A 26721-nucleotide genomic window follows, 5' to 3' on the forward strand; every position below is an offset into this window, starting at 1 on the left:
TCCACTCGCGACCTTCAGGGGGGCGGTTCAGCAGTGGTGTCTCACCGGAACAGACCTTCGCACGCCGCCAGCACGATCGCCTCGGCGCTGTCGGGGGACGCGGGGTCGGTGCCGGGCGCCGACGCGTTGAGCGGGGACGGCCACCCGTAGGAGAGCATGCTGCTGCCGTAACCCGCGATCCACGGGTCGTCGTTCCACCCGGCCTCGTAGCCGTTGTGCAGGCCGGGACCGGCCCAGAGGATCCGGTCGGACGCCACGTAGCACTGGGTCTCGTTGGCGTAGGCCATGACCCAGAGGTTGCCGACGCCGATGTCCTGCGCCAACGCGTTGATCATCAGGTGGTAGTCGCTCACGACCTCGTGCGAGAGCCCCAGGATCGTGACCCCGCCCATCTTCCAGCACTGGATGGGCATCGGGATCGACTCGGCCAGCTCGCCGCGGTCGATCTGCCCGATGATCAGGTTGGCGTGCCGGACCTCGGCCTTGCCGAGGCGCCCGTCCAGCCGCGTCACGTACTTGCGCCGCAGCTCCGCCCGCACGCCCGCGTCGGTCGTGTCCACCGCGAACGGCAGGTCGACCTCGGTCAGCTCGGTCATGATGGGGCCTTCGACGTCGGTGAAGTCGCCGTCGTTGACGATGTCGATGACGGCCGACGCCAGCCGCTCCCCCAGTTCGCCGGTCGACAGCGGCAGCGGGTCCTGGTCGCCCGCCGTGCCCTGGAAGAACAGCGCCATCGCGCCCAGTTCCTCCTCGATGATCTCCGACGCCACCCCGACGAAGTCGCTGTGGAACGAGGGGGCCTTGCCGCACGACACGGGGTGCGTCGCGCAGCCGAACAGCACGGCGAGCAGGCCGCCGCCGTTGCTGTTCCGCACCGCGATCACCGGCACGTCCGTCATCACGTGGTCGAGGCCCATGCGGTTGAGGCCGACCTCCGCGCTGCCCTCGGCGAAGTGCAGCGTCGCCGGGATGGGCGTCTCCCGCACGGTCCGCTCCACCAGTTCGGTGAGCAGGTCCATGAACACGAACGTGGAGCCGTTGACGGCGTCCACGTCGGCGTCGTTGAGGTTCATCAGCACCTTGGGATCAGGGTGCGTGTCCCCGATGAACGGACCGCTGTGCGTGTGGCTCGCCACGATCATGAAGTCCGACGAGACCACCAGGTCCAGCACGTCGCACACCCGCCTGCGCAGTTCCTGGTGCACGTCGCGCGGGATGCTCACCACGTCCACTCGCAGCAGCACGTTGACCGAGCCGCCCTCGTGGATCGCGATGCAGTGCGCGCGCAACGGGTACGCGGGCGCCGGGGCCGACGGGCTCGCCCCTCGGGGGTCCCAGCCGTAGCCGCCCATCCACAGGCTCGGCCACCCCGGCACCACGGGCGTGATGTCCAGTTCGTTGTAGGCGACCGCGAACCCGCTCGCGGGTGCGGCGGACGCGCCCGCGATCCTGGTGGTGAAGACGGCGGTGGCGGCGAGCAGACCGCCCCGCAGGACGGACCGACGGCTGATTCCGGACATGGTGGACTCCTGTCGTGACGCGGATGGGTGGAGTGGTCCCGGACCGCTCGGGCCGCGATCCGGGAGGCGACCGTGCACGGTCGCCGACGGGACCGGGTGGCGTGCGACCCGGTCTGCCGCGTCCCCTCAGGTCCCCCCGGACCGGTCAGCGTCGCGGGCGAGGGCCGTCGTGCCGACGAGGAAGCCGCGACGGGAGGTGCTGTGCGTTGTCGGTTCCTGTCGTCACCGGACCGGGACGACCACATCCTCCGGCGCCGTGGTGACGTCCTGTTGACGCGGCGTTGACGCCACCCCCATGGCGGCCTGGACCCGGTCCGCCGTTGCCCGGTGCCCGGCCGCCGACTCCCGCAGGCCCAGCCGTTCCTCGACGCTCGCCAGCACGGTCAGCGCCTGCGCCTCCCGCAGCCGGAAGCCGGTGCTCCTGGCCAGGTCGAGGGCGCGTTCGACGTGGGCGAGGCCCTCCGCGGGCGGCATCGTGCGCCCGAGTCCGATCAGCGCGGTGATCTCGCCCTGCCGGTAGCCCGCGCCGCGGCTGATCTCCAACGCCGACGTGTGCTTGGCCAGCGCGGACGCCGGGTGGCCCGTGCGGTTCTCCACCGACGCGAGCGTGTTCAGCGCGTCCGCCTCGTACCGCAGGTTGCCGGTCTCGACCGCCAGCTCCAACGCCTCCTCGCAGTGCCTGGTGGCCTCGGCGTAGTCACCCGCCTCGCGGTGCGTGGCCCCGAGGTTCTGCAACACCTCGGCCTCGTCGTGGCGCGACCGCAACCGCCGGTGCACCTCCAGCGCCGCGTGGTGGTGGGCGAACGCCTCGTCGATCCGACCCAGCCGCAGGCACACGCCACCCAGGTTGTTGCGCGCGATGGCGCCGGTGTGCGCCAGGCCCGCGCGCTCGCACAGCGCGAGCGCCCCGGTCAGGAGGTCCTGCGCCCGCCGCAGCTCACCGCGTTCCAGGTGCATCGAGCCCAGGTTCACCAGCGACGCGGCTTCCAGCCGTTTCGCGCCCAGTTCCCGGCTCGTCGCAAGCGCGCGGGTCGAGTGCGCGACGGCCGCGTCCAGGTCGCCCAGTTCCAGGTGCACGACCCCCAGGTTGCCCAGCGCCACGCACTCGCCGATCCGGTTGCCCGACGCGCGGTGGCCCGCCAGCGCCCCGTTGAGGTCCTCGACCGCGGCCGGGTAGTCACCGCGGCTCCAGAACAGCATCCCGCGGCTGTTGCGCAGCCACGGTCGAACGCCGTGCTCGCCTGCCCTCTCGGCGGCGGTGAGCGCGGTGTTCGTGGCCGCGAGCAGGTCGGCGTCGAGGCGGCGCGAGTGCAGGTAGCCGCGGACGGCGTCGGTCAGGTGCCAGGTGTACTCCGGCGCGACGCCCACCGCCTGCCGGATCGCCGCGACCAGGTTCACCCGCTCCTCGTCGAACCAGGTCGCGGCGTCGCGGTCGTCGGCGAGGTGCGGCACGAGCGGGACGGTGTCCGGCTCCGGCCTCGGCAGCCGCGCCAGCGTCGGGTGCAGCAACTCGGCGGCCGCGTCCGCGGTGTGCAGGTACTGCTCGTAGACCCGGCGCAACGCCCCGGTGCGCGCGGCCGCGTCGTCCTCCTCCTGCGAGGTGGTCACGGCGTAGAGCCGCAGCAGGTCGTGGAACTGGTAGCGGCGCGGCTCGTACTGCTGCACCAGGCTCGCCGCGGCGAGCTGTTCGAGCAGCCGCGCCGCCGTGCCGAAGGGCACGCCGAGCAGCGCCGACGCGGTCTGGGCGGTGAAGTCCACGCCCGGCACCAGCCCGAGCAGCCGGAACAGCCGGGCCGCGTCGGGGTTGAGCGCGCGGTAGGACGGGACGAACGCGCCGCGCACGGCGGCGGACTCGTCGCCGTCGACGGCCAGGGCCGCGAGTCGGTCGTCCTGGCGCAGTTCGGCGACGTAGTCGGCCACGTTCGGGCGCGGCCTGCTGCCCAGGTTGGCCGCCGCGATCCGCAGCGCGAGCGGCAGCCCGCCGCACAGCGCGGTCAGCTCGCCGCTGGCCACCGGCTCGTCGTCGACGACCTTGCCCGCGATGCCCGCGACCAGGGCACGGGCCTCCGGCGCGGACAGCACGTCGAGCGCGACCCGTCGAGCACCCTGCAACGCGGTCAGCCCGCGCATCTCGCTGCGGCTCGTGACCAGCACCGCGCAGCGCGGCTCGGCGGGCAGCAGCCGCCGGACCTGGTCGACGCCCGCCGCGTTGTCCAGGACGACCAGCACGCGCTTGTCGGTCAGCAGCGTGCGGTAGAGCAGCTCCTGCTCGGCCTGGTCCAGCGGCACGCGTTCCGCGGAAACGCCGAGCGCGCGCAGGAAGTAGCCCAGTGCCTGGGTGACCGACGTGGTCGGGCTGGTCGAGTACCCGTGCAGGTTGACGTGCAGCACGCCGTCCGGGAACTCCGGCCGCAGCCGTCGCGCCACGTGCACGGCCAGCGCGGACTTGCCGACGCCCGGAGGTCCGGACACCACCAGGATCGGCGCGGCCGTGGCGTGCCGCTCGGACAGCAGGTCGGTCGCGAGCGCGACCTCGTCGACGCGCCCGACGAAGTCGCCGATGTCCGGCGGCACCGTCGTGCCGACGGGCGATCGGGGCGCGGGCCCAGCGGGTGCGGCGCCGTCCAGCGACGGGTCGTTGCGCAGGATCGCGTCGTGCAGCCCGCGGATCGCGTCACCGGGCCCCAGGCCCAGTTCCTCGGCCAGCAGCACGTCGAGGTCGCGGTACACCTGCAACGCGTCGGCCTGCCTGCTGGAGCGGTAGAGCGACAGCACCAGGCTCGCCCAGAACCGCTCCCGGTAGGGGTGCTCCGCGGTCAACGCGCGCAGCTCGCCGACCAGTTCGTCGTGCGCGCCCAACTCCAGGTCGACCTCGACGCGCTGCTCCAGCGCCAGCAGCCGCTGCTCCACGAGAGCGGGCACCTCGTCGCGGTGCAGCGCTTCCGACGGCACGTCGGCCAGCGCGGGCCCCCGCCACACCCCGAGCGCCCGGTGCAGCAGCGCCGACCGGGTCCGGGCGTCCGACGCCTGTCGGGCCTGGCCGATCAGGCCGGTGAACCTGAACAGGTCCACCTGCTCCCTCGGCACGTCCAGCCGGTACCCGCCGGGCACGGTCCTGATCGTGTCCGGGCCCCCGAGCGCCTGCCTCAGCCGCATCACGTACGCCTGGCACGTCGACCGCGCGCCGCTCGGCGGCTCCTCGTCCCATAAAGCCTTGACCAACCGCTCGACCGGCACGGTCTCGCCCGTGCGCAGCAGCAGCGCCGCCAGCACGATCCGGTGCTTGGCCGCCGCCAGCGGCACCACCACCCCCTCGCGGCGCACCTCCAGCGGCCCGAGCACAGCAAAGTCCCACATGCGACATCCCCCCGTTGTCCTCCCACGGCGATCTTGCTGAAGCACACGGCACCGGTCAACCGGAACACGACCACCTCAGCGGGCGGGAATGACGCCGTTGTCGGCCTTGATTTCACCAACCCCCTCGACGGTCGAAATGGTCGAATACACCGATCGAATTCATCGAACCCGCGAAAATCCGCGCGGAACAACCGAATCCGATTGACACGGTGTTACCGGCGGAGCGATAGTCGGCGGTACCGCCCCGCACATTCGGCACTCGCGCGACAAATCGGAGAGCGGAGCCATGGGCAGCGGAATTCGATCGGCCGTGACGGCGGTCGTCGTGGTGTTGGGCTTGATCGGCGCGACCGGCGTGGCGCAGGCGGCCGCCTGGTCGTCCACCGACAAGTGGGGGACGTGGTCCAACGGCGGCTACACCGTCCGCAACGACGTGTGGGGCAGCGGTGTCGGACCGCAGACGATCTGGGCGAACTCCTACAGCAACTGGGGCGTGTGGGCCGACCACCCCAACACCGGCGGCGTGAAGGCGTACCCGCACTCGGCGAAGGCGATCAACAAGAAGGTCAGCGCGCTGAGCAGGCTGTCGAGCGCGTTCAACGTCAGCAGGCCGGGGTCGGGGGCCTACGCCACGTCCTACGACATCTGGGCGGACAGCAACGCCTACGAGATCATGATCTGGGTCAACAAGCAGGGCGCCGTGGGTCCGATCGGGTCGAAGCAGACCACCGCGTCGGTCGGCGGGCACACCTGGGACGTGTACCGCGGCTCCAACGGTGCCAACCAGGTGTTCTCATTCCTGCGCACCGGGAACACCAACTCCGGCACGGTCGACGTGCTGGCGGTGCTGAAGTGGATTGGATCGCGCGGCTGGTACGGCGACGTGACCGTGGGCGAGGTGCAGTTCGGCTTCGAGATCACCTCCTCGTCCGGCGGTTCGGACTTCGTGTCCAACAGCTATTCGGTCACCACCTAGGGCCATTCACCGACGGCGGCCGATGAATTCCCCGGTGCCGACCGGGAACGGGGGCCCGTTTCACCCGCGCGGGCGGGACAGGCCGTGGTCGATGAGGCTCTGGCCGGTGTCCCTGAGGCTTTCCGCGGCCGGGCGCGTGGTCCAGCCGAGTTCGTCGATCGCCTTCCTGCTGGACAACCGGTCCGGGTTGCCGACGAAACCCAGTGCCAGGCGCAGGGTGGGGTCGAAGCGGGCGGCGAGCCACATCGCCCAGTAGGGCAGGCGCCGAGTCGGGACGCGGAAGCCCCGCGGACCGAACTCGGCGGCCAGGACGTGCGCCATGTCCAACATCCAGATGTCGGGGCCCGCGCAGAGGTAGCGGTTGCCGGGGGCTTTCGGGCTCTCCATGGCCAGCCGGTGCGCGAGGGCGACGTCGCGGACGTCGACGAGGCTCCAACTGATGCGCGGGACGGCGGGCAACGTGTGGTCGAGCAGCCGTTGGACGGCCTCGTTGGACGTCGTGACCTCCGCGCGTTGCAGAGGGCCGATGACCAGCGACGGGTTGACGACGACCAGTTCGAAGCGACGTGACTCGGGCAGCTCGTCGTGGAACTTCCAGGCGGCGCGCTCGGCGAGGGTCTTGCTCTTCTCGTAGGGCGAGCAGTTCTCGAGGACCGACCAGTCCTGCTCGGTGTGGTGGCTGCCCTTCGGTTCGGGGCGGCCCGCCGCGATGGCCGAGGACGACGAGGTCAGGACCACTCGGCGGACGGTGCCGCTCGCGGCCGCGGCGCGCAGCACGCGGAGGGTGCCGTCGACGGCGGGACGGACGACCTCGTCCTCGTCGCGGGGCACGGCGGGCGGGTTCGGCGAGGCCACGTGCAGCACGTAGGCGCACCCGGCGACCGCTTCCGCCCACCCCTCGTCGGTGTCCAAACTGGCTGCGACGAAGTCGAGGCGGCCACCGAGTTCGGCGGCCAGGACGGTCAGGTGGTCGACCTTCTCGGTCCGCGACACGTCCCGGACCGTGCCGCGGACGGCGTAGCCGTGCCGGAGCAACTCCTCGACGCAGTACCCGGCGATGAAGCCGGAGGCGCCGGTGACCAGGACCGTGTCGGGCTGGGTGGGGCTCATGGGTTCACCTGTCGAGATGTGGGTGCCACTGGGGCGTTCAAGGCGACAACTGAATCATGTGTGTCTCACTTACGTCAACATCAACATCTCCGCTGTCTCAAATTACTCGTGTACTGTGACAGCCGACTGGAGGTTGCCGATGACCGCGACGGAGCAGGGCGGCCTGCGGGCCGACGCGCGGCGGAGCACCGCCCGGATCCTCGAAGCCGCCCAGAAGGTCCTCGCGGAGGACCCGTCGGCGTCGCTGGAACGGATCGCCGAGGCCGCGGGCCTGGCGCGCGCGACCGTGCACCGGCGCTTCGCGTCACGACAGGCGCTGCTCGACGCGCTGGTCCAAGACCTCACGGACCGGTACCTGTCGATCATCAAGGAGGTGCGGGTGCGAACGGCCCCACCGCTGATCGTCCTGCACCGCGCGACCGAGATCACCCTCAGGCTCAAGTACAGCCACCCGTTCGTCACGAGCCTGACCCCCACCCACGAAAGCCCCGGCGCACCCGCGTCACACCCGCGGATCGTGGAGGAACTGGAAGTCCTCTTCAGCCGACTGCACGCGGCGGGCCACATCACCACCCCCGACCCAGCCTGGGGACGCCGCGTCTACCTGGCCCTGCTCAACGAGATCCACCACCTCCCCGCGACCTCGTTCTCCCTCTCCCTGGACGACGACGCCGATGTCGACGACCAGGTGGACGCCAGGGTCACCCTCCTGATCACCACCCTCCTGGGCGCACTCGGCGGCACCACCCCCCACCGCGAGGGCGAGGCACCGTTGGACCGACACATCCGAATCGGCCCGGCACAACCCTGACCGCGGCCTCAGGCGTGGGGCAGGTCCGCGCGCCGCACCAGGTCGAGCAGTCGCGGGTAGTCGTGGGTTTCCTTCGCCTCGGCGACCAGCCGGTCCCGCCTGCCCCCGGTCGGCAAGCCCAAGACCGCCGCGGCGACATCGCCGGGGGTCTTGCCCAGTGGCATCCAGGTGCGCCACCGCGGTCCGACCACGGCTTCGAGCAGTTCGCCGCACGCCGCGCCGACGGGGTACCCGCGCCGCCTGCCGATCCAGCCCAGCAGTTCCGGGCCGGTGGACAGGTCCGCGGACCTGTCGGCGAGCCGGTGGCCGCTCAGCCGCACGTACCGGTCTTCGACGAAGCGAGCCGTGCCTTCCCTTGACTGGTAAGGGCCTTCGCGCCAGGCGATCTCCGGCAGCCGGTCCTCGCGGACCGCGCGGATGGCCAGGTAGGTGCGCAACTTCTCGGCCGCGGCCGGGGCGGGCTGGTCCAGCGGCAGCCCGAGCACCGCGTCCTCCAGGAGCGCCAGCGCCGCGTTCTCGGCGTCACGCGGGTAGTCGGCCGGGAACGGTTGTCCCTGCCCGTCCGGCAGCGGGTACTCCGCCCACGTCGCCCCGTGGGCGTGGAACGCCTCGTGGACCAGGACCCTGGCGGCGAACCACGTGCCGAAGTCCAGCAGGCCCCGGATGACGTCGGACGTGCCGAACCCGATGATCAGGGTGGGAACGCCCGCGATGTCGGCGGTCCCGACCGTGCCGTTCGGCGACAGCGCGGCGTCCATCCCCGCACCGCGGGTGATGCGGTGCACCGCTCCGAGCCGCAACGCGCCGGGCAGGTCCACGGGCTGGGCGTCGCCCAACGACGCGGGTCGCCGAGCGTTGACCACGTAGGCGTAGCCGGGCACCCCCTCTCCACCCGGCCAGTGCGGGAACACCACCTGGGTCCGGTCGAGCCGGTAGTCGCCCCAGATCGCGTGCCCGTGCGCGCGGAACGCGGCGAAGACCTGGCTCATCATCGTGAAGACCTGTCGATCCAACAACGGCAACGCACCCCACGTCGGCGAGTCGAACGCCACGGGCTCCACCGGCGTCTCGGGGCCGATCGGGGTGGTTGCCGACGCCCGCCCCGGAACCACGAGGGTGGACGCCGCCAACACCACCGCCGCGGCACCTCCGAGCAGAACAGTCCGACGATCGATCTCCACCATGCGCGTGCTCCTCCGGAATCCTGGCCGCGACGGCGCCGCGGACGCCGAGCAGTCGACCAACGCGCCCGTTTCCGGAGCGTTCAGGAAATCGTTTAGGAATCCGGAACACACGGAGGAGCACGGATTCGTGCAGGTTCCGCGCGATCACCGCGGAAGTCGTGCGAAATCCGGTGTCCGCGCCGCACCTGGCACAGGCTGTTCCCCCTGCATCCACGCCACCAGGAGGAACCGTGCGGATTTCCCCGATCGTGCCGAGCGACCTGTCCGACGACCAGCGGGAACTCGACGAGGCCGCGCGCCGGATCATGGGTGACCACGTGCCGTTCACCGCGCAGGACGGGAACGGCGCGCTCGTCGGGCCGTTCCCGGTGATCCTGCGCTTCCCGCACCTGGCCAAGCCGCTGCTGGAATGGTTCACCAGCAACGGAACCGTCCTCCAGCCACGGGTGCGCGAGGTCGCCATCCTCACCACCGGATCGCGCTACGGCGCGGCCTACGAGCTGTACTCCCACAGCAGGATCGCCCTGGCCATCGGGATCCCGCACAGCACCGTGGCCGCGCTGGTCGCCGGACAACGACCGGCCGAGCTGACGGCGGCGGAAGCGGTCGCGCATGACGTGGCGGCCGCGCTGTACGCGGGCTCCCCCGTCCCCGGCGCGCTGTACCGCGCCGCGGTCGACCGCTTCGGCGAGGCCGGAACCGCCGAACTCGTGTTCCTGATCGCGCAGTACGCCGGCATCTGCCTCGTGCTCAACGCCTACGACGTGCCGCTGCCCGCCGACGCGGAGTAGGGGTCGAACACCGTGCCGCTGCCCCGAATTCGCGTGGCCTGGACGTTGGCCAGCTCGTACACGCCCCACTTCCCCAGCTCCCGACCGTAGCCGCTGGCCTTGACGCCACCGGTCGGCAGACGCGGATCGGTCGCGGACGGCATGTTGACGAACACCGCCCCGGTGCGCAGTCCGCCCGCGACCGCCGCGGCGTGGTGGCTGTCCGCGCTCCAGACGCTGCTGCTCAACCCGTACCGCGACGAGTTGGCCAGGGCGATCAGGTCCTCGTCCCCCGAACCGACCGTCAGCGCGCCGAGCGGGCCGAACGTCTCGTCCGACAGGATGGTCGAGTCGTCGCCGGCGACCTCGACCACGGACGGCGCGAACCACACCCCACGATCGGTGTCGGGTGCCCGCGCCTCCGCGAGCACCCTGCCACCGGCCGCCAGCGCCCGGTGCCGCTGCTCCCGCAACGTGTCCCGCAGGTCGGCCCTGGCGATCGGACCGATCGAGAACCTCTCGTCGGTCGGGTCCCCGACCTCCAGCGCCCGGACGTGCGGGACCAGCGCGTCGACGAAGTCGTCCCGCACCGCGCGGTGGACCAGTATCCGCTTCGCGGCGATGCAGCTCTGCCCGTTGTTGAGGAAGCGCGAGTGGACGGCCGCGGCGGCGGCCTCGGCGATGTCCGCGTCCGCGAGGACGATGAACGGATCGGACCCGCCCAGTTCCAGCAGGCACTTCTTCAGCTCGGCTCCGGCGCGTGCCGCGACGAGCGCACCGACCCGGTCGCTGCCGGTGAAGGTCACGGCCGCCACGCGCGGGTCCCCGATGATGTCCGACGCCGTCGCGCTGTCGAGGACCAACGTCTGCAAGACCCCCGCACCGAAGGCTTCGCGGAAACCGTCCTCGATCGCCACCGCGCTCCCGGTGACCGAGTCCGCGTGCTTCAGCACGACGGTGTTGCCCGCGGCGATGGCGGGCAGCATCGCCCGGATCACCTGCCACCACGGGTAGTTCCACGGCAGGATCCCGAACACCACCCCCAGCGGCAGGACCCGGACCACGGCAGCGTCGTCGTCGAGGGCGAAGGTCTCGGGCCGGAGCATGCCGGGCAGTTCCGCCGCGTAGTAGTGGCAGGCCGTGACGCACTTGTCGATCTCCGCCCGCGCCTGCCGGATCGGTTTGCCCATCTCCAGGGTGATCAGTCCGGCGAACTCCTCCCGCCTGGCCACCAGGACGGTGCCCAGCCGGGTGATGGCGGCGACCCGGTCCTCGATCCGGGAGTCGCCCCACCGCGACGCCGCCGCGGTGGCCAGGACGTGGTCGACGCGGCGGGGGGACGCGTAGGAGTAGAAGCCGAGTTCGTCCCCGGTCGCCGGGTTCACGGTGGTGATGCCGTCCGCGGTCATCACGAGTTCCTCCCGGCTGCCAGGTGGTCTTCGCGGAGCCACCGCGCGAACCGGTCGCGGAGCGAGACCGGGTCGAGCAGGAGCTTCGCGACGTCGGGCGCGTTGCCGGGTTCGATCCGCACGTGCAGGAAGGCGGGCTCGTCGACGTCGAGCAGGTCCGCGAACGCCGTCCGCAGGCCGTCGGCGGTGTCGGTCGAACGCGTCGTCCAGCCTGCCGCAGCCGCGAGAGCTTCGACGTCGACGCGCGAGGAGTAGGTGGGCAGTGCCCCGGTGGAGCCGTAGACCCCGTTGTCGAGCAGCACCAGGAGCAGGTTGGCCGGGGCGAGGTAACCACCGGTGGGCAGGACGTTCGGGTTCATCAGCAGCGAGCCGTCGCCCTCGATGCCGACGACCTTCGGCCGGTCCGGGTCGAGGCCGAGCGCGAGGCCCGTCGCGACCGATCCGACCAGCCCCATCGCGTCGAGCAGGTAGAAGTGGTTGTCGCCGTCCCGCACGGCCGCCAGTTCCCGGCTCGTCGCCGCGCAGGTGACGACCACCGGGTGGCGTCCGCACAGCTCCGCGAGAACCTCGAGCGCCTCGATGCGCCTCATCACGCCACCATCCCGTCGGTGTTCCAGAAGGAGCCGAGGACCACCACTGGCCGGTAGGTCATGACCGCGTGCACCCCGGCCTCCCGCACCGTGTCGCGCCAGTCGTCGACGTCGTTGCGGCGGTCCAGTTCGACCACGGGCACGCCGAACGCCCGCAGCACCGCTGGCACGGGTTGGCTGATCGAGTGGATCATGGAGTTGTACTCCCCCAGCCCGCCGCGCGCGTTGGCGAAGATCAGCAAGGGCAGGTGGTAGGAGAGCGGGAACGTCGTCAGCGCGGTCAGCGCGTTGCCGAAACCGTTGTCCTGCATGACGACGGCACCAAGAGCGCCGGTGAGCGCGAAGGCCCCCAGGACGCCGATGGCTTCCTCTTCGCGTGACAGCGGGGTGACGCGGGGCGAGACCCCGTCACTCCCACCGTCGGAGGCGACCAGGGCCTTGATGATCGGGGCGACGGTCACGGACGGGATGTACCCGACCTTCGCCGCGTTCGCGGCCCAGATCCCGTCGGCAACAGCTTTCGCGTAGGTCATCCGCACACTTCCTCACGTGCCGTCTCGGACGCCGATGGCGTCCAGTTCCACGCGGGCGCCGTAGGGAAGCTCGGCGACCGCGACGCAGGTTCTCGCGGGCAAGGGATGCGGGAGCGTGTCCTGGTAGAGGGCGTCCATCGCGTTGCGGTCCGCCATCGAGGCGAGGTACACGGTGATCTTCACCAGGTTCCGCAGGTCGAGACCGACGGCTTCGAGCCGGGCGCGCAGGTTGGCGAAGGCCTGCCTGGTCTCCTCGACGATGCCTCCTTCGACGATCCGACCGTCGGCGATCCCGAGCTGCCCCGAGACGAAGACGAGGCCGGTTTCCGTTTCCCGCACCGGGCTGTAGGGGTGTCTGGCCTGACTGGGACTCGCAGGCGCTGCTTGGTTCACAGAGGACTCCTGTCAGATCTGGCTGACGGGCGCGCTGGTGGTGACGTGGCGCATCCGTCGAACCAGGAAGAACGCCGGAATGGTGGCCAGGGCGAAAACCAGCCCTGCCACGGCGATGTAGCCGTGCACGCCGAAGGACGAGTTGACCCACTCGCCGTCGTGCATGGTCCTGGTCGCGCCGAGAACGGCCGATCCGATGAAGTTCATCGTCACGGACCCGATGGCGACCATGACCATCACCATGCTGGAGACGGTGCCCTGGCGTTCCGGCGGCGCGAGGGTCGAGGCGAGGTTGAACCCCGACGTGACCATCGAACCGGCGGTCAGGCTCAACATGAAGGACGACACCACGGCCAGCGGCAGGCTCCCCGCGCCCGCCACGAACATGAGGAACGTCGCGAGCAGGCCGAACAGCACACCGGCCGCCAGGCTCCAGACCGGTCCCACCCTGGCCGAGACCGAGCCCGCCACCAAGCCGCCGAGCAGGATCCCGAGCGAGGGGATCCCGAACATCAACCCGAGGGCCGCGGGCGCGGCGATGCCGTAGCCGAGGCCTTCACCGGGCGAGACCTCGATGAGCATGCTGAACAACTGGAGCATGCTCTGGTAGGCGCCGGTTCCCATGACGACGACCAGCAGCCCCAACGCGAGGGCCTTCGAGATCCCGCGGATGTCGATGATCGGCTGCGGTTTCCGGCTCAGCACGCGGTACCAGTAGGTCAGCCCGCCGACCCCCGCCACGAGGACCAGGAGCGGAATCGGGCTGAGCCAACCGAAGACCTGGCCGAGGCTGATGTAGACCAGGACACCGGCGAGGCCGAGGCCCAGCACGAGCGCACCCTTGACGTCCACCGTTCCGGGCGCGGTCTTCCGGCTCTCCGGGATGACCAGTCGGACCAGGAACGCTGCCAGGCAGGCGAACGCGGCGGAGATCACGAACACGACCCGCCAGCCGAACGCGTCCAGCGCGGGTTCGAGGATGAACGGGGTGACGATGCCGAAGACGGCCGAGCCCGAGGTCACGAACCCGGTGACCACCATGGCGAACTTCGGCGCGCAGATGTCGCGGATGAGCGCCACCGTGAGGAACAACGCGGCGACGGCGGCGCCCTGGAGTAGGCGGCCGAGCACGAAGACCACGATGTTCGGCGCGATCAGGCACACCAGGCCACCCGTCCCCGCGACGAGGAGCGTGATCACCAGGACCTTCCGCTTGCCGTTGATGTCGGCGCTCTTGCCGAGCAGCGGCGCCCACATCGCCCCGGCGAGCATCGCGCTGGAGCCGATCCAGGCGAACTGGTTGGTGTGGAAGGCTTCGCCGAGCTGCGGGAGGACGAAGGTCGGTGACGCGAGCACGCTGTCGACCATGACGTTCACCATCATCAGGATCGCGACGTAGCCGACGACCCGGCGCGTCCAGCCGTGGTGGAGGTACTCCTCGGGCTCCTCGACCGGCACCGCGAGGCCGTCCGCCGCGGGCCTGCGCCTGATGATGGTCGAGAGCGTCTTCTTCTTGTCGCGGAGTACGCGCGGTAGCGGCATCAGGAAGTCCTCAGTTCGTCGCTGACGGTGTTCTTGCGGATCACGCCCTGCTGTGCGACCAGGACGACGTTCTCCGCATCCGCGAGACAGGAGATGTCCCGCAGCGGATCTCCGGCGCTCAGCACGAGATCCGCCTGGTAACCGGGTCGCAGGGAGCCGAGCGTGTCGCCGACGCCGAGCAGCCGGGCGCTGGTCGACGTGGCCGCCTTGATCGCGTCCATCGCCGACATCCCGAGTTCCACGAGGCACCACAGCTCGAACGCGTTCCGCGCGTGCGGCGTGATCCCGGCGTCCGTTCCCGTCGCGATGGCCACCTTCCGGCTGATCGCTTCGGCGATGTTCTCCTTCGCCCGCTCGTTCCAGCGCAGCTTCTTCTGGTACCGCCACGGGGTTGTCGTCGCCGGGTCCAACGGCTGGAACACGGTCGACAACGTCGGAACCAGGAACGCACCCCGTTCACCGAGGAGGTCGCACCCCTCGTCATCGATGCCGAAACCGTGTTCGACCGACCTCACGCCGCCCCGGATCGCGGCCAGGACGCCTGCACGCCCCTGGGCGTGCGCGGCCACCGGTCGACCGCCTCGGCGCAGTCCCTCGTCGACGGCCGCCGCGATCTCGTCGTCGAGCAGGTCCTGGTCGTCGGGGTCGTCGTGGGCGCTGCTGATGCCACCGCTGGTGCAGATCTTGATGACGTCCGCGCCCGCGCGCATCATCCGCCGCGCGGCCGTCCGCACCGCGGTGACGTCGTCGGCCAGCACGCAGTAGTCGAGGTCCAGGTCCTTGCCGCTGGGCATGGTCGCGTCGGCGTGACCACCGGTGTGGCTGATGACGCCCACCGAGGTCTGGAGCCGCGGACCGGGCAGGAGCCCGGCGCTCACCGCGTCGCGGTAACCGGCGGGGAGTCCACCGAGGTCTCGGGCGGAGGTGATCCCGGCGTGCAGCGTCAGCCGCAGTCGTTCAGCCGTCCGCACCATGCCCACGACGGGATCGGTGAGGAACGCGGTTTCGACGAGCGACCTGTCGGACGCGAACCCGAAGTGCGTGTGGCAGTCGAAGAGACCGGGCAGCAACGTCCCGCCCCTGCCGTCGACGGTCCGCACGCCGTCACCCGGCGTCGGCGCCCCGGCAGCGGGCCCGGCGTAGGCGATCCGCCCGTCGGCGCCCGCGTCCAGCACCGCGTCCTCCACGACATCCGCGCCGACCCCGTCGATCAGTCGAACGTTGTGCACGCGCAGAGCGGCCTTCTCGCTCAGCTCCACTCCATTCCACCTGCCCTTCTCTTGCGTGTCGACTTGATCGGCAACGTAAGGCGAAGTCGTGGATTCGCGCTTGAAACGCACGAATGACGCACCAAGAGAGCTACGTGTGCACGGAATCAGCACTGCGAAAGTCCAAGTTGAAAACCACACCGGGTCGTGTAGTTTTGGTGGCACACCCGCCATCGACTCGGAGGAATGACCATGGCCTACAACCCCGCGGACCACTGGGACGGTTACCTCGCCCCCCGCCAACTCGACGAGTACTCGGCCACCTACGCGGATTTCTTCGAGCTGAAGCGCGAGGACGGAATCCTCGAAATCCGACTGCACACCGACGGTGGCCCGTACGTCCACACGCACGCCGCGCACAACGCGTGGCCGCGGTTCTGGCAGGAGGTCGGCAACGACCCCGAGAACCACGTGCTGATCATCACCGGCACCGGCGACAGGTGGATGACCGGCAATCCTCGCGGCATGAACCCCAAGCCGGCGTCCGACCTGGAACCCGATCACATCCAGCAGCGGATGTACGACGGGTGGAAGCTGATCGAGAGCTTCGTCAACAACATCGACGTTCCCACGATCGCCGCCGTGAACGGTCCCGGCGTGCACACGGAATTCGCGATGATGAGCGACGTCACCTTCGCCACGCCGGACGCCGACTTCATGGACCCCCACTTCTGGCTGGGATCTCCTCCCGGAGACGGCCAGGCCATGGCCCTGCAATCACTGATCGGCCCCAAGCGCGCCGCGTACTACATCTACGCGGCCAAGTCGATCCCGGCCGACAAGGCGCTCGAATGGGGAATCGTCAACGACGTCCTGCCGCGCGAGGAACTCCTCGAACGCGCCTGGGACCTGGCCCGGTTCATCATGAAGCGCCCGCGCTACACGCGGTGGGCCACGCACAACATCCTGTCGCGGCACTGGAAGAAGACGGTCGCCGAGGACTTCGGCTTCCACATGGCGCACCAGATGCTCGCGAACGTGGCCAGCAAGTCCGTCGTGCCGAACCCCGAGCTGATCGCCGACTCCGAGGCCCGAAAGATGTTCTGAGCCGCTTTCCTAGCCGTACGCCCGCAGGAAGGCCTCGACACCGTCGGACACGGTCTTCCGCAGATCGGGAGAGCCGCCCGACCTTTCCCGGACCAGGTCCTCCAGGGCCAGCTTGATCGTCAGGGCCGTGAAGTGACGAGCGGCGACACCTGGATCAACGGCCCGGAGCCGACCTGATTCGGCGAAACCGGCGAAGCGTTCCGAGAGCATCCGTTCGGCGAGGTCGCGTTTGGACTCGGGCAGTCCCGGTCGGGATCCAGGCCGGGACTCCAGCATCCGGAACTTGGCGTACTGGGAGGACCGGAGAGTGGTACCGACGACGCGATTGGCGAAATTGGCCAACTCGTCGCGCAGGCCGGACTTCCCGGACAACTCCTCGTCGATCGCCGCGCGCACGGCACCGGTCAACGCGTCGCTCACGCGCTCCAGCACTTGCAGGAAGATTTCTTCCTTGTCCGCGAAGTGGTCGTAGACAGTTCGTTTTGACACCTGGGCGCGGGCCGCGATCTCGTCCACGCCGGCAGCGTCGTAACCCTCTTCGACGAACAGGGCTTCGGCGGCGTCCAGAACCGTGACCCTCTTGCCCTCGGATCGCCGCCTGCGCCCAGGTGTCTGCGTGCTGGCGTTGACTCTCGACACGCGCCCACTATAAGCCGCCATCAAGGAGACCGTCGCACGATGAACACCACCCTGGACAACAGCCAAGCGTGGATCACCATCAGGGCAACGCCGTCAGCACCGGCGGTAGGCCTATCTCCCCTGTCGGGTGAAGTACTCGCAAAATGGGTGCGGAGCCACACTTCCCCCTGGCCCGCACCAATTCCGATCGGCGCGGAGAAACCCCATGCCGGGCCCGGAGTCTTCACCTTCTCGCCGGACGAACCTGCCGGACGGTACGAATTCAACGCCCACACCGACGGTTCGTCCTCCCTTCGCCTGCCGGCAGGCGGTTCGCGGCGGAATCCGACCGACGGCGAAACGGTCTGGGCGATCGGCGAGGGCGCGCTGGCGTGGATCTCGATCGCGGCCGTGCGATTGGCGTCGGCTCACGCGAGCCGACTGGGCTGCCGCGGAGACCTGTCCGTCGAGATCGGCCTCGGGGAAAGCACGCCGACGACCACCTTCCCTTACGAGATCTGGAATCGCGGGAACGACGGTTTCCACCCGGTGGGCACGCGGGTTCCGTCGGTGCGCCCCTGCCGTTCCGAGTTCTCCCTCGTCGACAGCGGTACGGCCGAATTGCCGTCACTCGTCCGACCGCTCCTGATCGACCTGCTCGGCCGGTTCGGGCTCACCGATTCCCGACACATCGACGTCGACGGCGTTGTCCGACGCCGCAACTTCACCGGTCACGACGACCGGATCCGGTCGTGGACCACGGCGATCGGCCTCGCGTCGAAGCCCTGATTCCCGGTCTACGGAGCGTCGTCCTTGAGCAGGGGGACCGATCGCACCGACCGCCCCTCGGCGTCGAGGATCCGGCCGAGCAGCTTGACCAGGCGCAGGACGACCGCCCGGTCCTTGATCCGCAACGCGGGCAGTGCACGGCTCATCCTGCGCTCCAGCTCGTGCACTTCGGCCGCGGTGTGCAGCCACGCGTCGATGATGACGTTGTGCGGTCCGGCGACGATGCTGCACGCCCGCACGCCGGGAAGCCCTCGAAGTCGCTCCTCCGCGGCGTCCAGGTCGTTCACGTCGATCGAACCGTAGTAGGTCGCGGCGAACGCTCGACCGGACAGGTGCTTCGACGTGTCGCACCGGTAGATCACCAACCCGGCGCTCTCCAGCCGGGACAGGCGGCGCCGGACCGTCACGGCACCGAGGCCCACGTGTTCGCTCAACCGCTCCAGCGACATCCGGCCGTCGATGGTCAACGCGCGCAGGAGGCGGTGGTCCGCCGAGTCCAGCACGCCGTCGTGCTCCCCGCGGGTCGTGTCGTGCGCGCCGAGCCTGCGCTGCTGGTCGAGGTCGAGCGCGCCCTCCCGCCACCTGCTGGCCTCGAAAGCCGACCGGGTGACGATGTGCCCGCGCACGCTCACGACGCCCGGTGTCCGGCCGACGCGGTCCGAGAGGTAGCCGGACAGCGCGGCGAGGTCCGGCACCTGCGCCAGCACCTGCACGTCACGAGCGCCGGAGGTCAGCTTCACGGTGGCCGCCTCCACGTCCCCCGCCAGCGCTTCGGCGACCGCGGTCGATTCGCCGGGAGCGCAGTTGATCTCGACCAGGGCGCAGGTCGGGGTCGCGTTGCCCGCCGGATGGGCGGTCACCCAGACGACCCCGGCGGCCTGCATGCGCGACCACCGCCTGCTGATCGTCGCCGCGTTGACCCCCATGACGGGTGCCAGGTCGCGCCAGCTCACCCGCGGCACCGACCGCACCGCGTCCACGATCGCGATGTCGAGTTCGTCGAAGTCCGCGCCTTCCATGGACCGGAGCATCCTTTCGTGCGGCCAGGACGTACTTCCGAAGGATTCGTGCACGGTATCGCGCCTGGAACACCGATGCTGGAGCTGACCGCGGCTCGGGCTACCTCAGCCGCAGAGTTCGGTGAACCGATTCACGTCGACGTTCCCGCCCGAGATGATGACCCCGACGCGGGCGGGCAGGGGGTGGACGGCGGAGGACATCACCGCCGCCAGAGCGCTCGCCCCGCTGGGTTCGAGGACGAGCTTGAGGCGCTCGAAGGCGAAGCGCATGGCTGCGCGGATCTGGTCGTCCGTGACGACGACCACGCGGTCGACCAGGCGTCGGTTGACGGCGAAGGTCAGCTCACCGGGCGTCGACGCGGCCTGCCCGTCCGCGATGGTCCGCGGTACCTCGATGGCGACGCGGTGGCCGGCCTCGAGGGACCGCTTCGTGTCGTCGCCAGCAGCGGGCTCGACACCGACGACGCGGGTGGACAGCCGCCGGTCCGCGACCGCGAGCGCGCAGCCCGCGATCAGGCCTCCCCCGCCCACGGGCACCACCAGCAGATCGAGCTCGCCGACCTCGTCGAGGAGTTCGAGAGCGATGGTGCCCTGCCCGGCGATCACGTCCGGGTGGTCGTAGGGCGGGATGAGCGTCATGTCGCGCTCAGTGGCCAGCTTCGCCGCGAGGGCCTCGCGGTCGTCGGCGTAGCGGTCGAACCCGACCACCTCGGCTCCGTAACCGACCGTCGCGGCCACCTTCGAACGGGGCGCGTCGTGCGGCATGAGGACGACGGCGGGCACGCCCAGTTCGCGGGCCGCCAGCGCGACGGCCTGGCCGTGGTTGCCCGAGGAATGGGTGATCAGGCCCTTGGCCAGGTCCTCCGGCGGCAACCGCGACGCCGCGTTGTAGGCGCCCCGGAACTTGAACGCCCCACCGCGCTGGAAGTTCTCGCACTTGAGGAACACCTCGGCGCCGACCAAGACGTCCACCGTGCTCGATCGGAGGACCGGGGTGCGGTGCGCAACGCCGTCGAGCCGGGCGGCCGCGGAGCGCACGTCGATGTCGACATTCATCCTCGAAGGCTAGGAGTCACCGTGGCGGCAGCCGCTCCACCGCACGAATCCTTCGTCGACGCACCATCCCGTGCAGGATCTCCGCGTGGAACAGGCGAACTCAGACCGCTGTCGGCCACTCACCCTGGCGCCGCGCCGTTTCGGGCACGGTGAAGTGCGCCGCGCCCGCGCCCGCCAGGTACGCCGCCACCGAGGTCGGCACCACGTCCGGGTAGTCCGCGTTGCGCACGTCCCGCAGCGAGGCCGTCCCGTCGAACATGGCCACCTGGTACTGCAAGGCCACGTACTCGACCAGGCTGGACGCCGCGAACTGCCTGCGCACGACCTCCGCGCGCAGGTCCCGCACCGTGCCCCTGCGCACCAGGTCCCACCGCCGTCCGGACGCCGCCTCGACCTCGTTCCGCAGCTCCAACATGGACAACCGCTCACCGACGACGTGCACTTCGCGCCCCGCGGTGCGGGGGTCGAGCGCGATGGCGGCCGTGAACGCGGCGGTGTCCGGGATGGTGGTGATGTCGATCGGGCGCGTGCCATCGCCCCACACCGAGAACGTGCCCGCCGCCGGGTCGAGCACCTCGTGGATCGCCCCGAGGAAGTACTCCGGGAACGCGCCGACCGCGACCGACGTGCGGGCGACCGTCGACGTGGCGAACGAGTCCGCGAACACGCGGCGGAGGTCGGACAGGATGTTGACGCCATAGCCGTAGCCGAACAGGTTGATCGAGAAGTCCGACGGGATCATCCGGTGCACGCCCGCCCGTTCGGCGGCCCGCAGCAGTTCCCGCTGCCCGTCGATGATCACTTCCGGTCCACCCTGGACGGCGGACACGACGACCTCCACGCCGTCGACGTGGTGCCGCAAGGCATCCGCGCCGTCCGCCAGGTCGCCGACGCACGGCGTCAGGTTCGGGTGCGCCACCAGCTTGTCCACTGAGGACTGTCGCACCAGCGCCCGCACGTCGGCTCCCCGGTCCAGCAGGTTACGCACGATCAAACTGCCCAGGCTGCCGGTCGCGCCCGCCACCAGAACTGTCGTCATCAAGGTCACTCCTCGTTCTGCTCGTCGGTCGGGGAAAGCCTCCGCCCGTCGATCCGCCTTGGCAAAGGTCACCGAAGTTACTTACCCTGAAGAAGTGAGCAGACCGCCGAGTGACCCCGTCGACGAGGAGACCTGCCAACGGCTCCTGCGCGCGATCGACATCATCGGGACCCGCTGGACCGGGCCGATCCTGATCGCCGCGGCACGGGGCGCCCGCCGGTACAAGGACTACCGGGCCCTGGTCCCCGGCATCTCGGACCCGCAGCTCACCTTGCGGCTCAAGCAACTCCAGGGGCGGGGGCTCATCGAGCGCACGGTCATCCCCAGCACACCGGTCCAGATCACCTACGCCCTCACGCCCGACGCCGAGGAGCTGATCACCGTCCTCCGCCCGCTGGCGCACTGGAGCGAACGCCACCTCCCGCCGGACGAGGTCTAGGTCCGCGCCGCCGAGCGGTCCCGGCTCACCGGTTCCACGACCGTTCGTAGAGCTGGACGCCGTTCGCGTCACGGGCCACCGCGCGCACGACGAGCGGGTAGGGCCGGGCACCGGGGCCCGACGGGGCGAAGGACGGGACGAGGAACGCGAAGGTGCGGTCGGCGACGATGACCGGCTCCGGCGGACCGTCACCGAGGCTGATCTCCATCGTCGAGACCTCCGGGCGCAGCTCGCCCCCGAGGATCGTGCGGTCGCCCTCGACGATGGTCAGGACGTTCATCACGGCGGACGCGCCGCTGTTGACGAGCAGGGTCCGAACGGCCTCGGTCTTCTCCTGGTCCGACCGGCACGTCACCAGGCTGTCCGTGCTGCGGCCGAGCACGAGCCGACCGCCGGGGTAGGTCACCAGCGCTCCCGGCTGGTAGGAGTCCGGGTCCGGCAGCGGCCGTGACGACCGGGCCAGGCAGTCCCCCAGCGCGCTGCCCGCGTCGGACGCGCGATCCGGCGCGGGACCGTCCGGGCGGTCGCGGGCCAGGACGGCGGGCGGCGCGGGCGCGACTAGTTCCCGCACGGCCGTGGGGTCCTCCGAGTCGATCTCGTTGACGCTGATCCTCGTCCCGCCCAGGTTCACCCCCGCCCGCCCGACGAACAGGTGGTCGCCCGACTCGGCTTTGAGCAGGACGCTGCCGTGCGGGCCGGTGCCCTTGAGCGCGATCCGGTCCCAGTCCACGTCGGTGACGCCCGCGACCACGCCTTCACGGCTGAACAGGACGGCGGCGGTCCCGGAGGTCGGGGCCAGGGTCGGGTCGGTCACCGTGGCCGTGGTGGGGGTGGTCTGGCAGAACAGCGGCTTGCCGTCGGCGCGGGCGGCGACCACGCCGACCTGCGAGTCGCCCGCGGTGAACGAGGGCGTCCAGAGGGAGCGGTCGGGGAAGCGGTCGGCCAACCCCTGCTGCAGGACGGCCGCCCAGCAGCGGTCCAGCGCGACACCGGCGGCCTCCCGGTCCAACGACGCGCCCGCCACCGCGACCCGGTGAGGCACGTCCGGCGCCGGCGCGGCCACGTCGGGCACCTGCCTCAGCACGAGGACCGTTCCGGCGAGCAGCACCACAGCGGCGGCCACCGCGATGAGCCTGCGGGGAACCGCCCGTCGAGCCACACCCTGCTCGACCTCGACGCGCAACCGGTCCCGCAGTGCGGGCGGGAGTGCCAGCGGAGCGGCGATCTCGTCGATCGGCACGTCCTCCACCAGCCGAGCACGGGCCAGGGCGAGACCGGAGCGCACCGACTCCTCGGTGACCCGCAGGTGCGCGGCCACGTCGGCCACCGGAAGACCGCCCAGCAGGCACAGTTCCGCGACCTCGCGCTGCGCCCGCGGAAGCCTGCGCACGACGTCGACCACCTCACGCAGCCGCGAGTCGTCGTCGACCAGGTGCACCACCACGTCGGCGTGCTCATCGACCGGCGGCGGGGTACTCATCCCGCGCCGCCGTTTGTCGCCACGCACGACGTCACCCACCGTCGCGTACAGCAACGGCAACGCACTCGGCCCGACCGGCACCACCTCGACCCGCTTCCGCCACGCGGTCGAGAAGGTCACCACCACGACGTCGAACGCCCGCTCCCGCGACGCCGTCAACCGGTAGGCGTGGTTCCACACCGCTTCGACGTGCCGCTCGAAGAGCAAGTCGAACGACTCCCGATCACCCCGACCCCACAGCACGACGTCGTCCGGCGGTTCCCCTCCACCGGCAGCCGTGTCCGCGTCCTCCGGCGTGGTTTCACTGGTCACCTCGACAGGATGGTCCGTTCGGCCGCTTTCGGCCACCACCACGGGTGATCGGCGCGCGTGACAGCGAACCGACCGGAGCGGTGAGGGCGGGTGACGCGGAGCCCCCATGTGGTGAACCACTACGGCGATCGGTGGCGTGGTCGCGGTCGCGGCGGTACGCACGTAGAGCAGGCGGCGAAACGTGACGTCGTCGATACCGCCCTCATGAGGATGGACCATGTCCGCACCGACGCTGAACCACCAGGCCTCCGGGTACGACGCCCGCCAGGCGTACTGCATGGCCCAAGCCGCCGAACTGGCCTACGCGGATCGAGGTCGGATCGAGGCCACCGCCGCCGGATGGGGGTTCGACCGGGTCCGCCACCACCACTCGACGTTCACACCGCCGTTCGCGCTCAGCGACACCCAGGCGTACACCGCGGCGAGCCCGACGATGATCGTGACCGCGTTCCGCGGCACCGAACCGGTCCAACTGCGGGACTGGCTGTCGGACACGACCACCCCGCCGTGGCCCGGCCCGGCGAACACCGGCCTGGTCCACTACGGATTCGCCGAGGCCCTGCGGGCGGTGTTCCCGTCCGTTCGCTCGGCCATCACCGAGCTGCGCGACGCCGAGCAGACGGTCTGGTTCACCGGGCACAGCCTCGGCGGAGCACTGGCGATGCTCGCCGCGGCCTGGCTGCACTTCGAGGACCCCAGTCTCTCGGCGCACGGCGTCTACACCTTCGGTCAGCCCCGCACGTGCGACCGCGCTCTGGCGGTCGCCTACGACCGGGCCTTGTCCGGACGCACGTTCCGGGTGGTCAACAACAACGACATCGTCACCCAGGTCCCGCCGGGTCCCGCGTTCCGCCACGTCGCGGCTCTGCGCTACATCGACTCGTCCGGCAGGGTCCGCGAATCCGCGCCCATGGCGTCCACCCTGCTCGACCGCGCCAAGGGGATGACCGCCGACCCGTTCGCCCCGGCTGCGGACGGAATGCGCGACCACTTCATGAAGGCGTACGTGACCGCTCTGGAGAAGAACCTGCCCTGACCCGTCCTGTCCGCACAGCTCGCGGGGCACCCGGTCGTGTGCCTTACGTCCGGGTGCTTCGCGCGCCCCTGTCGGCGACCCCTTGATATCAATCAACACTGAAGCAATGGAACCAGCAGTAAGGCCGGGTGCAGGCGAACGCCCACGACGCTGACCCGCTCCACCGGAGACGGTGGCTTCGCCCCATCCCCGCCGAGAGACCAGTCAGCCGGGACTGGTCCCGGCTGACTGCCGTTAGCGTCGAACGGCCCCGCTGGAACTGCCGAAAAAGCACCAGGTGGACCAATGGACAAACGCTGACGATCAGCGTCGTCGATGTGCATGGGCATACCCGACTTCGCACCGATCAAAGAAGGATCCCCCATGTCGAAAAGAAGGATCTACTCGTTGTTCGTCCGATTTCTGGCAATCCTCTGCGTACCCCTCGCCTTGAGCACGGGGCTCGCGTCCGCCGACTCCAAACGCCTTCCTGGAGCACGACCGCGCGAGCGACCTGGTCACCTGGGCCGCGTCCTGCGCGACAGGCTGGTCGTGCCTCTACGACGGCCTGGACGGGACGGGTCAGCGCTTGCAGTTCAGAGACGAGTACTGGCACAACCTGTGGGGATACGGCTTCGCGCGCAAAGCCTCTTCGGCGTGGAACAACCAGAACTGCAATGACGCCGGCGCGCTCGATGAAGTGCCTCCCGGAAACGTCGCGGAACTGTCCACGGCTGATCGACACATGACCTCACCGTCAACCCGTTCATCAGACAGGGAGGAACGACCCATGACGCTGTACCGAAGGAGACTGCTCGCCGGTGCGGGTGCGCTCAGCGCGGCGGCCGCGCTGGTCGTGGCCGGTGTGGCCATCGCGCAGCCGCCGACCGGGGCGGGCACGAACGTCTCGACGTGCAACAACCCGGTGCTGAACAAGACGCTCGCCGAGTGGGGCTCGTTGCGGGGTACGAGTCCGGTCCGCGAGGCCGTCGGCGACCACCGGGCGGCGAGGTTCGCCTACGCGCAGAAGAACAACTCCGTGCTGAACCCGTCGTTCTACCTGCCGCAGCAGCACGTCGTGAGCGGTGAGGTGTGGACCTTCGCCTACGACGTCGCCGCCGAGCAGAGCGGACGTGCGCGCGTCGAGGTCGACTGGTACTCCACGCCCGAGGGCGACAACAGCGGGTACCTCGGGAACGTCCCCGGCACGTGGGTGTCGTTCGCGGTCGGTGGGTGGACGCGCGTCGCGAGCGAGTTCACCGTTCCGGCCGGTGCGGTGCGGGCGAACGTGGTGTCCGACCACGAGTACGCCGCCACCGGTGCGAGCTTCCGGGCGACCGCGTGCGACTACCACGTCGGCTCCGGCACGACGACTACCACTACCACCACGACAACCACCCCGCCCAACGATCAGACGCAGGCCGCCGTTCGGCTCGGCTGGGGTGCTCCGCTGCCGAGTTCCGACGAGTTCGGCAACACCGGTCCGGTCGACCCGGCGAAGTGGTCGGTGCCCAGCGGCACCGAAGGCGGGACGGCGGGCTGTTGGCCGGGGCACAACGGCAACGGTCGGCGCTGCGCGAAGAACGCCGCGGTGGCGAACGGGATCATGAAGATGACCGGCGAGGCGAACGGCGACACGGGCTGGCTCAAGCACCGGCTCGACCGGCAGTACGGCCGCTGGGAGATCCGCTCGCGGTCGCAGAACACCGGCACCTCGGGCGGTCGGTACCACGTGCTGCACCTGCTCTGGCCGACGTCCGAGCGGTGGCCCCAGGACGGCGAGTACGACTGGGTGGAGTACACCGATCCCGACGCCCAGTGCCTGTCGGCGTTCCTGCACTACCCGCACCCGTCGAACGTCAGCGTCCAGCAGGAGTACCGCGAACGCTGCCCGGTGGACATGCGCCAGTGGCACAACTTCGCTTTCGAGTGGACACCTTCCGCGCTGGTCGGCTACGTGGACGGCGTCGAGTGGTTCCGCGTCTCCGGTGGTGGCGGCCCGAACGGGCGGCAGAACATCCAGACCATGCCGTCGGGACACCTCAACATCCAACTCGACAACTTCACCGGCGACAGCGGTCTGCGCGCGGCGGTGTTCGAGGTCGACTGGGTCCGCGTCTACTCCTGATCCCCCGGCACCGTGGAATTCCAGCCCACGCACAGTGCCGTCCCGCCCGGTGAGGTCAAGGCCTCACCGGGCACTACCTCGAGCCCCCCGCGCCACACCGTGACCGGCCCGGACAAGCCGAACTCCACCCGCCCCTCCAGCCCGCCGCCGGCGCGGCGAATGGCCGGGAAGGTTCCTGCGGAAGCCTGGAGAGCGGCTTGTTCAACTGGATACGATGCGACGAGGGTCACGCGGGGAGAGCGCATCGTGGAGACGGAGCAGGTCGTCGCCAACCGGTACCGGCTGGAGGAGCAGATCGGGTCCGGGAGCGGCGGTG

At 70.3% G+C, this 26721-nt stretch carries 24 protein-coding genes and 1 pseudogene; 9 read left to right on the plus strand and 16 right to left on the minus strand.

The features are described 5' to 3' along the window. Positions 1-41 precede the first annotated feature (41 nt). Positions 42-1520: a hypothetical protein gene (locus NZH93_RS09725; protein ID WP_259622644.1), complete on the minus strand. Its 1479-nt coding sequence runs from the start codon at positions 1518-1520 to the stop codon at positions 42-44. Between the two features lie 222 nt (positions 1521-1742). Next, complete coding sequence (locus NZH93_RS09730; RefSeq protein WP_276023026.1) at positions 1743-4877, minus strand: AfsR/SARP family transcriptional regulator; 3135 nt, start codon at positions 4875-4877, stop codon at positions 1743-1745. A gap of 286 nt (positions 4878-5163) precedes the next feature. On the opposite strand from NZH93_RS09730, the gene NZH93_RS09735 reads away from it, so the two are divergent. After that, complete coding sequence (locus NZH93_RS09735) at positions 5164-5853, plus strand: glycoside hydrolase family 12 protein (RefSeq protein WP_259622645.1); 690 nt, start codon at positions 5164-5166, stop codon at positions 5851-5853. A 60-nt stretch (positions 5854-5913) separates the two neighbouring features. Here NZH93_RS09735 and NZH93_RS09740 read toward each other — a convergent pair whose 3' ends face one another. Continuing rightward, on the minus strand, positions 5914-6963 hold the full coding sequence (locus NZH93_RS09740; protein WP_259622646.1) for an SDR family oxidoreductase: 1050 nt from the start codon (positions 6961-6963) through the stop codon (positions 5914-5916). Between the two features lie 139 nt (positions 6964-7102). On the opposite strand from NZH93_RS09740, the gene NZH93_RS09745 reads away from it, so the two are divergent. Next, positions 7103-7774 (plus strand): TetR/AcrR family transcriptional regulator, encoded by a 672-nt coding sequence (locus tag NZH93_RS09745; protein WP_259622647.1) that lies wholly within the window; start codon positions 7103-7105, stop codon positions 7772-7774. An 8-nt stretch (positions 7775-7782) separates the two neighbouring features. On the opposite strand, the gene NZH93_RS09750 is transcribed toward NZH93_RS09745, so the two are convergent. After that, positions 7783-8958 carry a hypothetical protein gene (locus NZH93_RS09750; protein ID WP_259622648.1) on the minus strand — a complete coding sequence of 392 codons (1176 nt, stop codon included), beginning with the start codon at positions 8956-8958 and terminating at the stop codon, positions 7783-7785. A 230-nt stretch (positions 8959-9188) separates the two neighbouring features. On the opposite strand from NZH93_RS09750, the gene NZH93_RS09755 reads away from it, so the two are divergent. Next, positions 9189-9749 carry a carboxymuconolactone decarboxylase family protein gene (locus tag NZH93_RS09755; protein ID WP_259622649.1) on the plus strand — a complete coding sequence of 187 codons (561 nt, stop codon included), beginning with the start codon at positions 9189-9191 and terminating at the stop codon, positions 9747-9749. Here the strand turns inward: NZH93_RS09755 and NZH93_RS09760 are convergent. The 6 genes from NZH93_RS09760 to NZH93_RS09785 are packed head-to-tail and all read right to left on the minus strand — an operon-like array spanning position 9716 to position 15454. After that, on the minus strand, positions 9716-11137 hold the full coding sequence (locus tag NZH93_RS09760; protein WP_259622650.1) for an aldehyde dehydrogenase family protein: 1422 nt from the start codon (positions 11135-11137) through the stop codon (positions 9716-9718). The genes NZH93_RS09755 and NZH93_RS09760 overlap by 34 nt on opposite strands. Further along, positions 11137-11727 carry a thiamine pyrophosphate-dependent enzyme gene (locus NZH93_RS09765; RefSeq protein WP_259622651.1) on the minus strand — a complete coding sequence of 197 codons (591 nt, stop codon included), beginning with the start codon at positions 11725-11727 and terminating at the stop codon, positions 11137-11139. The genes NZH93_RS09760 and NZH93_RS09765 overlap by 1 nt, the downstream gene beginning before the upstream one ends. Then, positions 11727-12260 (minus strand): thiamine pyrophosphate-binding protein, encoded by a 534-nt coding sequence (locus tag NZH93_RS09770; RefSeq protein ID WP_259622652.1) that lies wholly within the window; start codon positions 12258-12260, stop codon positions 11727-11729. Before NZH93_RS09770 ends, NZH93_RS09765 begins: the two co-directional genes overlap by 1 nt. A 12-nt stretch (positions 12261-12272) precedes the next feature. Then, the gene (locus tag NZH93_RS09775; RefSeq protein ID WP_259622653.1) at positions 12273-12653 is read right to left on the minus strand and encodes a RidA family protein; all 381 of its coding nucleotides are present in this window, start codon (positions 12651-12653) and stop codon (positions 12273-12275) included. A 12-nt stretch (positions 12654-12665) separates the two neighbouring features. Beyond that, a complete protein-coding gene (locus NZH93_RS09780) occupies positions 12666-14195 on the minus strand; it encodes an MFS transporter (protein WP_259622654.1) in 1530 nt (509 codons plus the stop codon). After that, the gene (locus tag NZH93_RS09785) at positions 14195-15454 is read right to left on the minus strand and encodes a metal-dependent hydrolase family protein (RefSeq protein ID WP_259622655.1); all 1260 of its coding nucleotides are present in this window, start codon (positions 15452-15454) and stop codon (positions 14195-14197) included. Before NZH93_RS09785 ends, NZH93_RS09780 begins: the two co-directional genes overlap by 1 nt. 201 nt (positions 15455-15655) lie before the next feature. On the opposite strand from NZH93_RS09785, the gene NZH93_RS09790 reads away from it, so the two are divergent. Beyond that, entirely contained in the window at positions 15656-16510 is an 855-nt protein-coding gene (locus tag NZH93_RS09790) for an enoyl-CoA hydratase/isomerase family protein (protein ID WP_259622656.1), read from the plus strand. A 9-nt stretch (positions 16511-16519) separates the two neighbouring features. On the opposite strand, the gene NZH93_RS09795 is transcribed toward NZH93_RS09790, so the two are convergent. Continuing rightward, positions 16520-17149 carry a TetR/AcrR family transcriptional regulator gene (locus tag NZH93_RS09795; RefSeq protein WP_259622657.1) on the minus strand — a complete coding sequence of 210 codons (630 nt, stop codon included), beginning with the start codon at positions 17147-17149 and terminating at the stop codon, positions 16520-16522. Positions 17150-17188: 39 nt separating this feature from the next. Between NZH93_RS09795 and NZH93_RS09800 the strand changes: the two genes are divergently transcribed. Then, on the plus strand, positions 17189-17917 hold the full coding sequence (locus NZH93_RS09800) for a hypothetical protein (protein WP_259622658.1): 729 nt from the start codon (positions 17189-17191) through the stop codon (positions 17915-17917). A gap of 8 nt (positions 17918-17925) precedes the next feature. On the opposite strand, the gene NZH93_RS09805 is transcribed toward NZH93_RS09800, so the two are convergent. From NZH93_RS09805 to NZH93_RS09815, 3 genes are all read right to left on the minus strand, one after another. Beyond that, complete coding sequence (locus NZH93_RS09805; protein WP_259622659.1) at positions 17926-18936, minus strand: Lrp/AsnC family transcriptional regulator; 1011 nt, start codon at positions 18934-18936, stop codon at positions 17926-17928. Between the two features lie 105 nt (positions 18937-19041). Continuing rightward, positions 19042-19992, minus strand: a complete 951-nt coding sequence (locus NZH93_RS09810; protein ID WP_259622660.1) for a pyridoxal-phosphate dependent enzyme — start codon at positions 19990-19992, stop codon at positions 19042-19044. Between the two features lie 100 nt (positions 19993-20092). After that, on the minus strand, positions 20093-21031 hold the full coding sequence (locus NZH93_RS09815; protein WP_259622661.1) for an NmrA family NAD(P)-binding protein: 939 nt from the start codon (positions 21029-21031) through the stop codon (positions 20093-20095). Positions 21032-21125: 94 nt separating this feature from the next. Here NZH93_RS09815 and NZH93_RS09820 point away from each other — a divergent pair, with 94 nt between their 5' ends. Next, the gene (locus NZH93_RS09820; RefSeq protein ID WP_259622662.1) at positions 21126-21470 is read left to right on the plus strand and encodes a winged helix-turn-helix transcriptional regulator; all 345 of its coding nucleotides are present in this window, start codon (positions 21126-21128) and stop codon (positions 21468-21470) included. A gap of 25 nt (positions 21471-21495) precedes the next feature. Here the strand turns inward: NZH93_RS09820 and NZH93_RS09825 are convergent, their stop codons facing one another. Continuing rightward, positions 21496-23262: an RNA polymerase sigma factor gene (locus tag NZH93_RS09825; RefSeq protein WP_259622663.1), complete on the minus strand. Its 1767-nt coding sequence runs from the start codon at positions 23260-23262 to the stop codon at positions 21496-21498. Between the two features lie 217 nt (positions 23263-23479). Between NZH93_RS09825 and NZH93_RS09830 the strand changes: the two genes are divergently transcribed. The 3 genes and pseudogenes from NZH93_RS09830 (at position 23480) to NZH93_RS09835 (ending at position 26405) form a co-directional block, all read left to right on the plus strand. After that, complete coding sequence (locus NZH93_RS09830; protein ID WP_259622664.1) at positions 23480-24298, plus strand: lipase family protein; 819 nt, start codon at positions 23480-23482, stop codon at positions 24296-24298. A gap of 493 nt (positions 24299-24791) precedes the next feature. Beyond that, a pseudogene (locus NZH93_RS51185) lies at positions 24792-24941 on the plus strand (peptidase inhibitor family I36 protein); the annotation flags it as partial. A 126-nt stretch (positions 24942-25067) separates the two neighbouring features. Further along, on the plus strand, positions 25068-26405 hold the full coding sequence (locus tag NZH93_RS09835) for a glycoside hydrolase family 16 protein (protein ID WP_259622665.1): 1338 nt from the start codon (positions 25068-25070) through the stop codon (positions 26403-26405). Here the strand turns inward: NZH93_RS09835 and NZH93_RS09840 are convergent. Beyond that, positions 26396-26721 (minus strand): hypothetical protein (locus NZH93_RS09840; RefSeq protein WP_259622666.1); only part of this gene is annotated, 326 nt, incomplete at its 5' end. The two genes, NZH93_RS09835 and NZH93_RS09840, sit on opposite strands and share 10 nt — an antisense overlap.

Origin of the sequence: Umezawaea endophytica, from assembly GCF_025061645.1 — a bacterium.
GTDB lineage: Bacteria > Actinomycetota > Actinomycetes > Mycobacteriales > Pseudonocardiaceae > Umezawaea > Umezawaea endophytica.

What these genes read in the sequence shown, in the direction of transcription:
- NZH93_RS09815 (WP_259622661.1), bottom strand. Translation starts at nt 21,031, where the DNA reads ATGACGACAGTTCTGGTGGCGGGCGCGACCGGCAGCCTGGGCAGTTTG.
- NZH93_RS09765 (WP_259622651.1), bottom strand. Translation starts at nt 11,727, where the DNA reads ATGAGGCGCATCGAGGCGCTCGAGGTTCTCGCGGAGCTGTGCGGACGC.
- NZH93_RS09730 (WP_276023026.1), bottom strand. Translation starts at nt 4,877, where the DNA reads ATGTGGGACTTTGCTGTGCTCGGGCCGCTGGAGGTGCGCCGCGAGGGG.
- NZH93_RS09790 (WP_259622656.1), top strand. Translation starts at nt 15,656, where the DNA reads ATGGCCTACAACCCCGCGGACCACTGGGACGGTTACCTCGCCCCCCGC.
- NZH93_RS09830 (WP_259622664.1), top strand. Translation starts at nt 23,480, where the DNA reads ATGTCCGCACCGACGCTGAACCACCAGGCCTCCGGGTACGACGCCCGC.
- NZH93_RS09780 (WP_259622654.1), bottom strand. Translation starts at nt 14,195, where the DNA reads ATGCCGCTACCGCGCGTACTCCGCGACAAGAAGAAGACGCTCTCGACC.
- NZH93_RS09805 (WP_259622659.1), bottom strand. Translation starts at nt 18,936, where the DNA reads ATGGAAGGCGCGGACTTCGACGAACTCGACATCGCGATCGTGGACGCG.
- NZH93_RS09750 (WP_259622648.1), bottom strand. Translation starts at nt 8,958, where the DNA reads ATGGTGGAGATCGATCGTCGGACTGTTCTGCTCGGAGGTGCCGCGGCG.
- NZH93_RS09745 (WP_259622647.1), top strand. Translation starts at nt 7,103, where the DNA reads ATGACCGCGACGGAGCAGGGCGGCCTGCGGGCCGACGCGCGGCGGAGC.
- NZH93_RS09735 (WP_259622645.1), top strand. Translation starts at nt 5,164, where the DNA reads ATGGGCAGCGGAATTCGATCGGCCGTGACGGCGGTCGTCGTGGTGTTG.
- NZH93_RS09800 (WP_259622658.1), top strand. Translation starts at nt 17,189, where the DNA reads ATGAACACCACCCTGGACAACAGCCAAGCGTGGATCACCATCAGGGCA.
- NZH93_RS09760 (WP_259622650.1), bottom strand. Translation starts at nt 11,137, where the DNA reads ATGACCGCGGACGGCATCACCACCGTGAACCCGGCGACCGGGGACGAA.
- NZH93_RS09740 (WP_259622646.1), bottom strand. Translation starts at nt 6,963, where the DNA reads ATGAGCCCCACCCAGCCCGACACGGTCCTGGTCACCGGCGCCTCCGGC.
- NZH93_RS09770 (WP_259622652.1), bottom strand. Translation starts at nt 12,260, where the DNA reads ATGACCTACGCGAAAGCTGTTGCCGACGGGATCTGGGCCGCGAACGCG.
- NZH93_RS09835 (WP_259622665.1), top strand. Translation starts at nt 25,068, where the DNA reads ATGACGCTGTACCGAAGGAGACTGCTCGCCGGTGCGGGTGCGCTCAGC.
- NZH93_RS09810 (WP_259622660.1), bottom strand. Translation starts at nt 19,992, where the DNA reads ATGAATGTCGACATCGACGTGCGCTCCGCGGCCGCCCGGCTCGACGGC.
- NZH93_RS09725 (WP_259622644.1), bottom strand. Translation starts at nt 1,520, where the DNA reads ATGTCCGGAATCAGCCGTCGGTCCGTCCTGCGGGGCGGTCTGCTCGCC.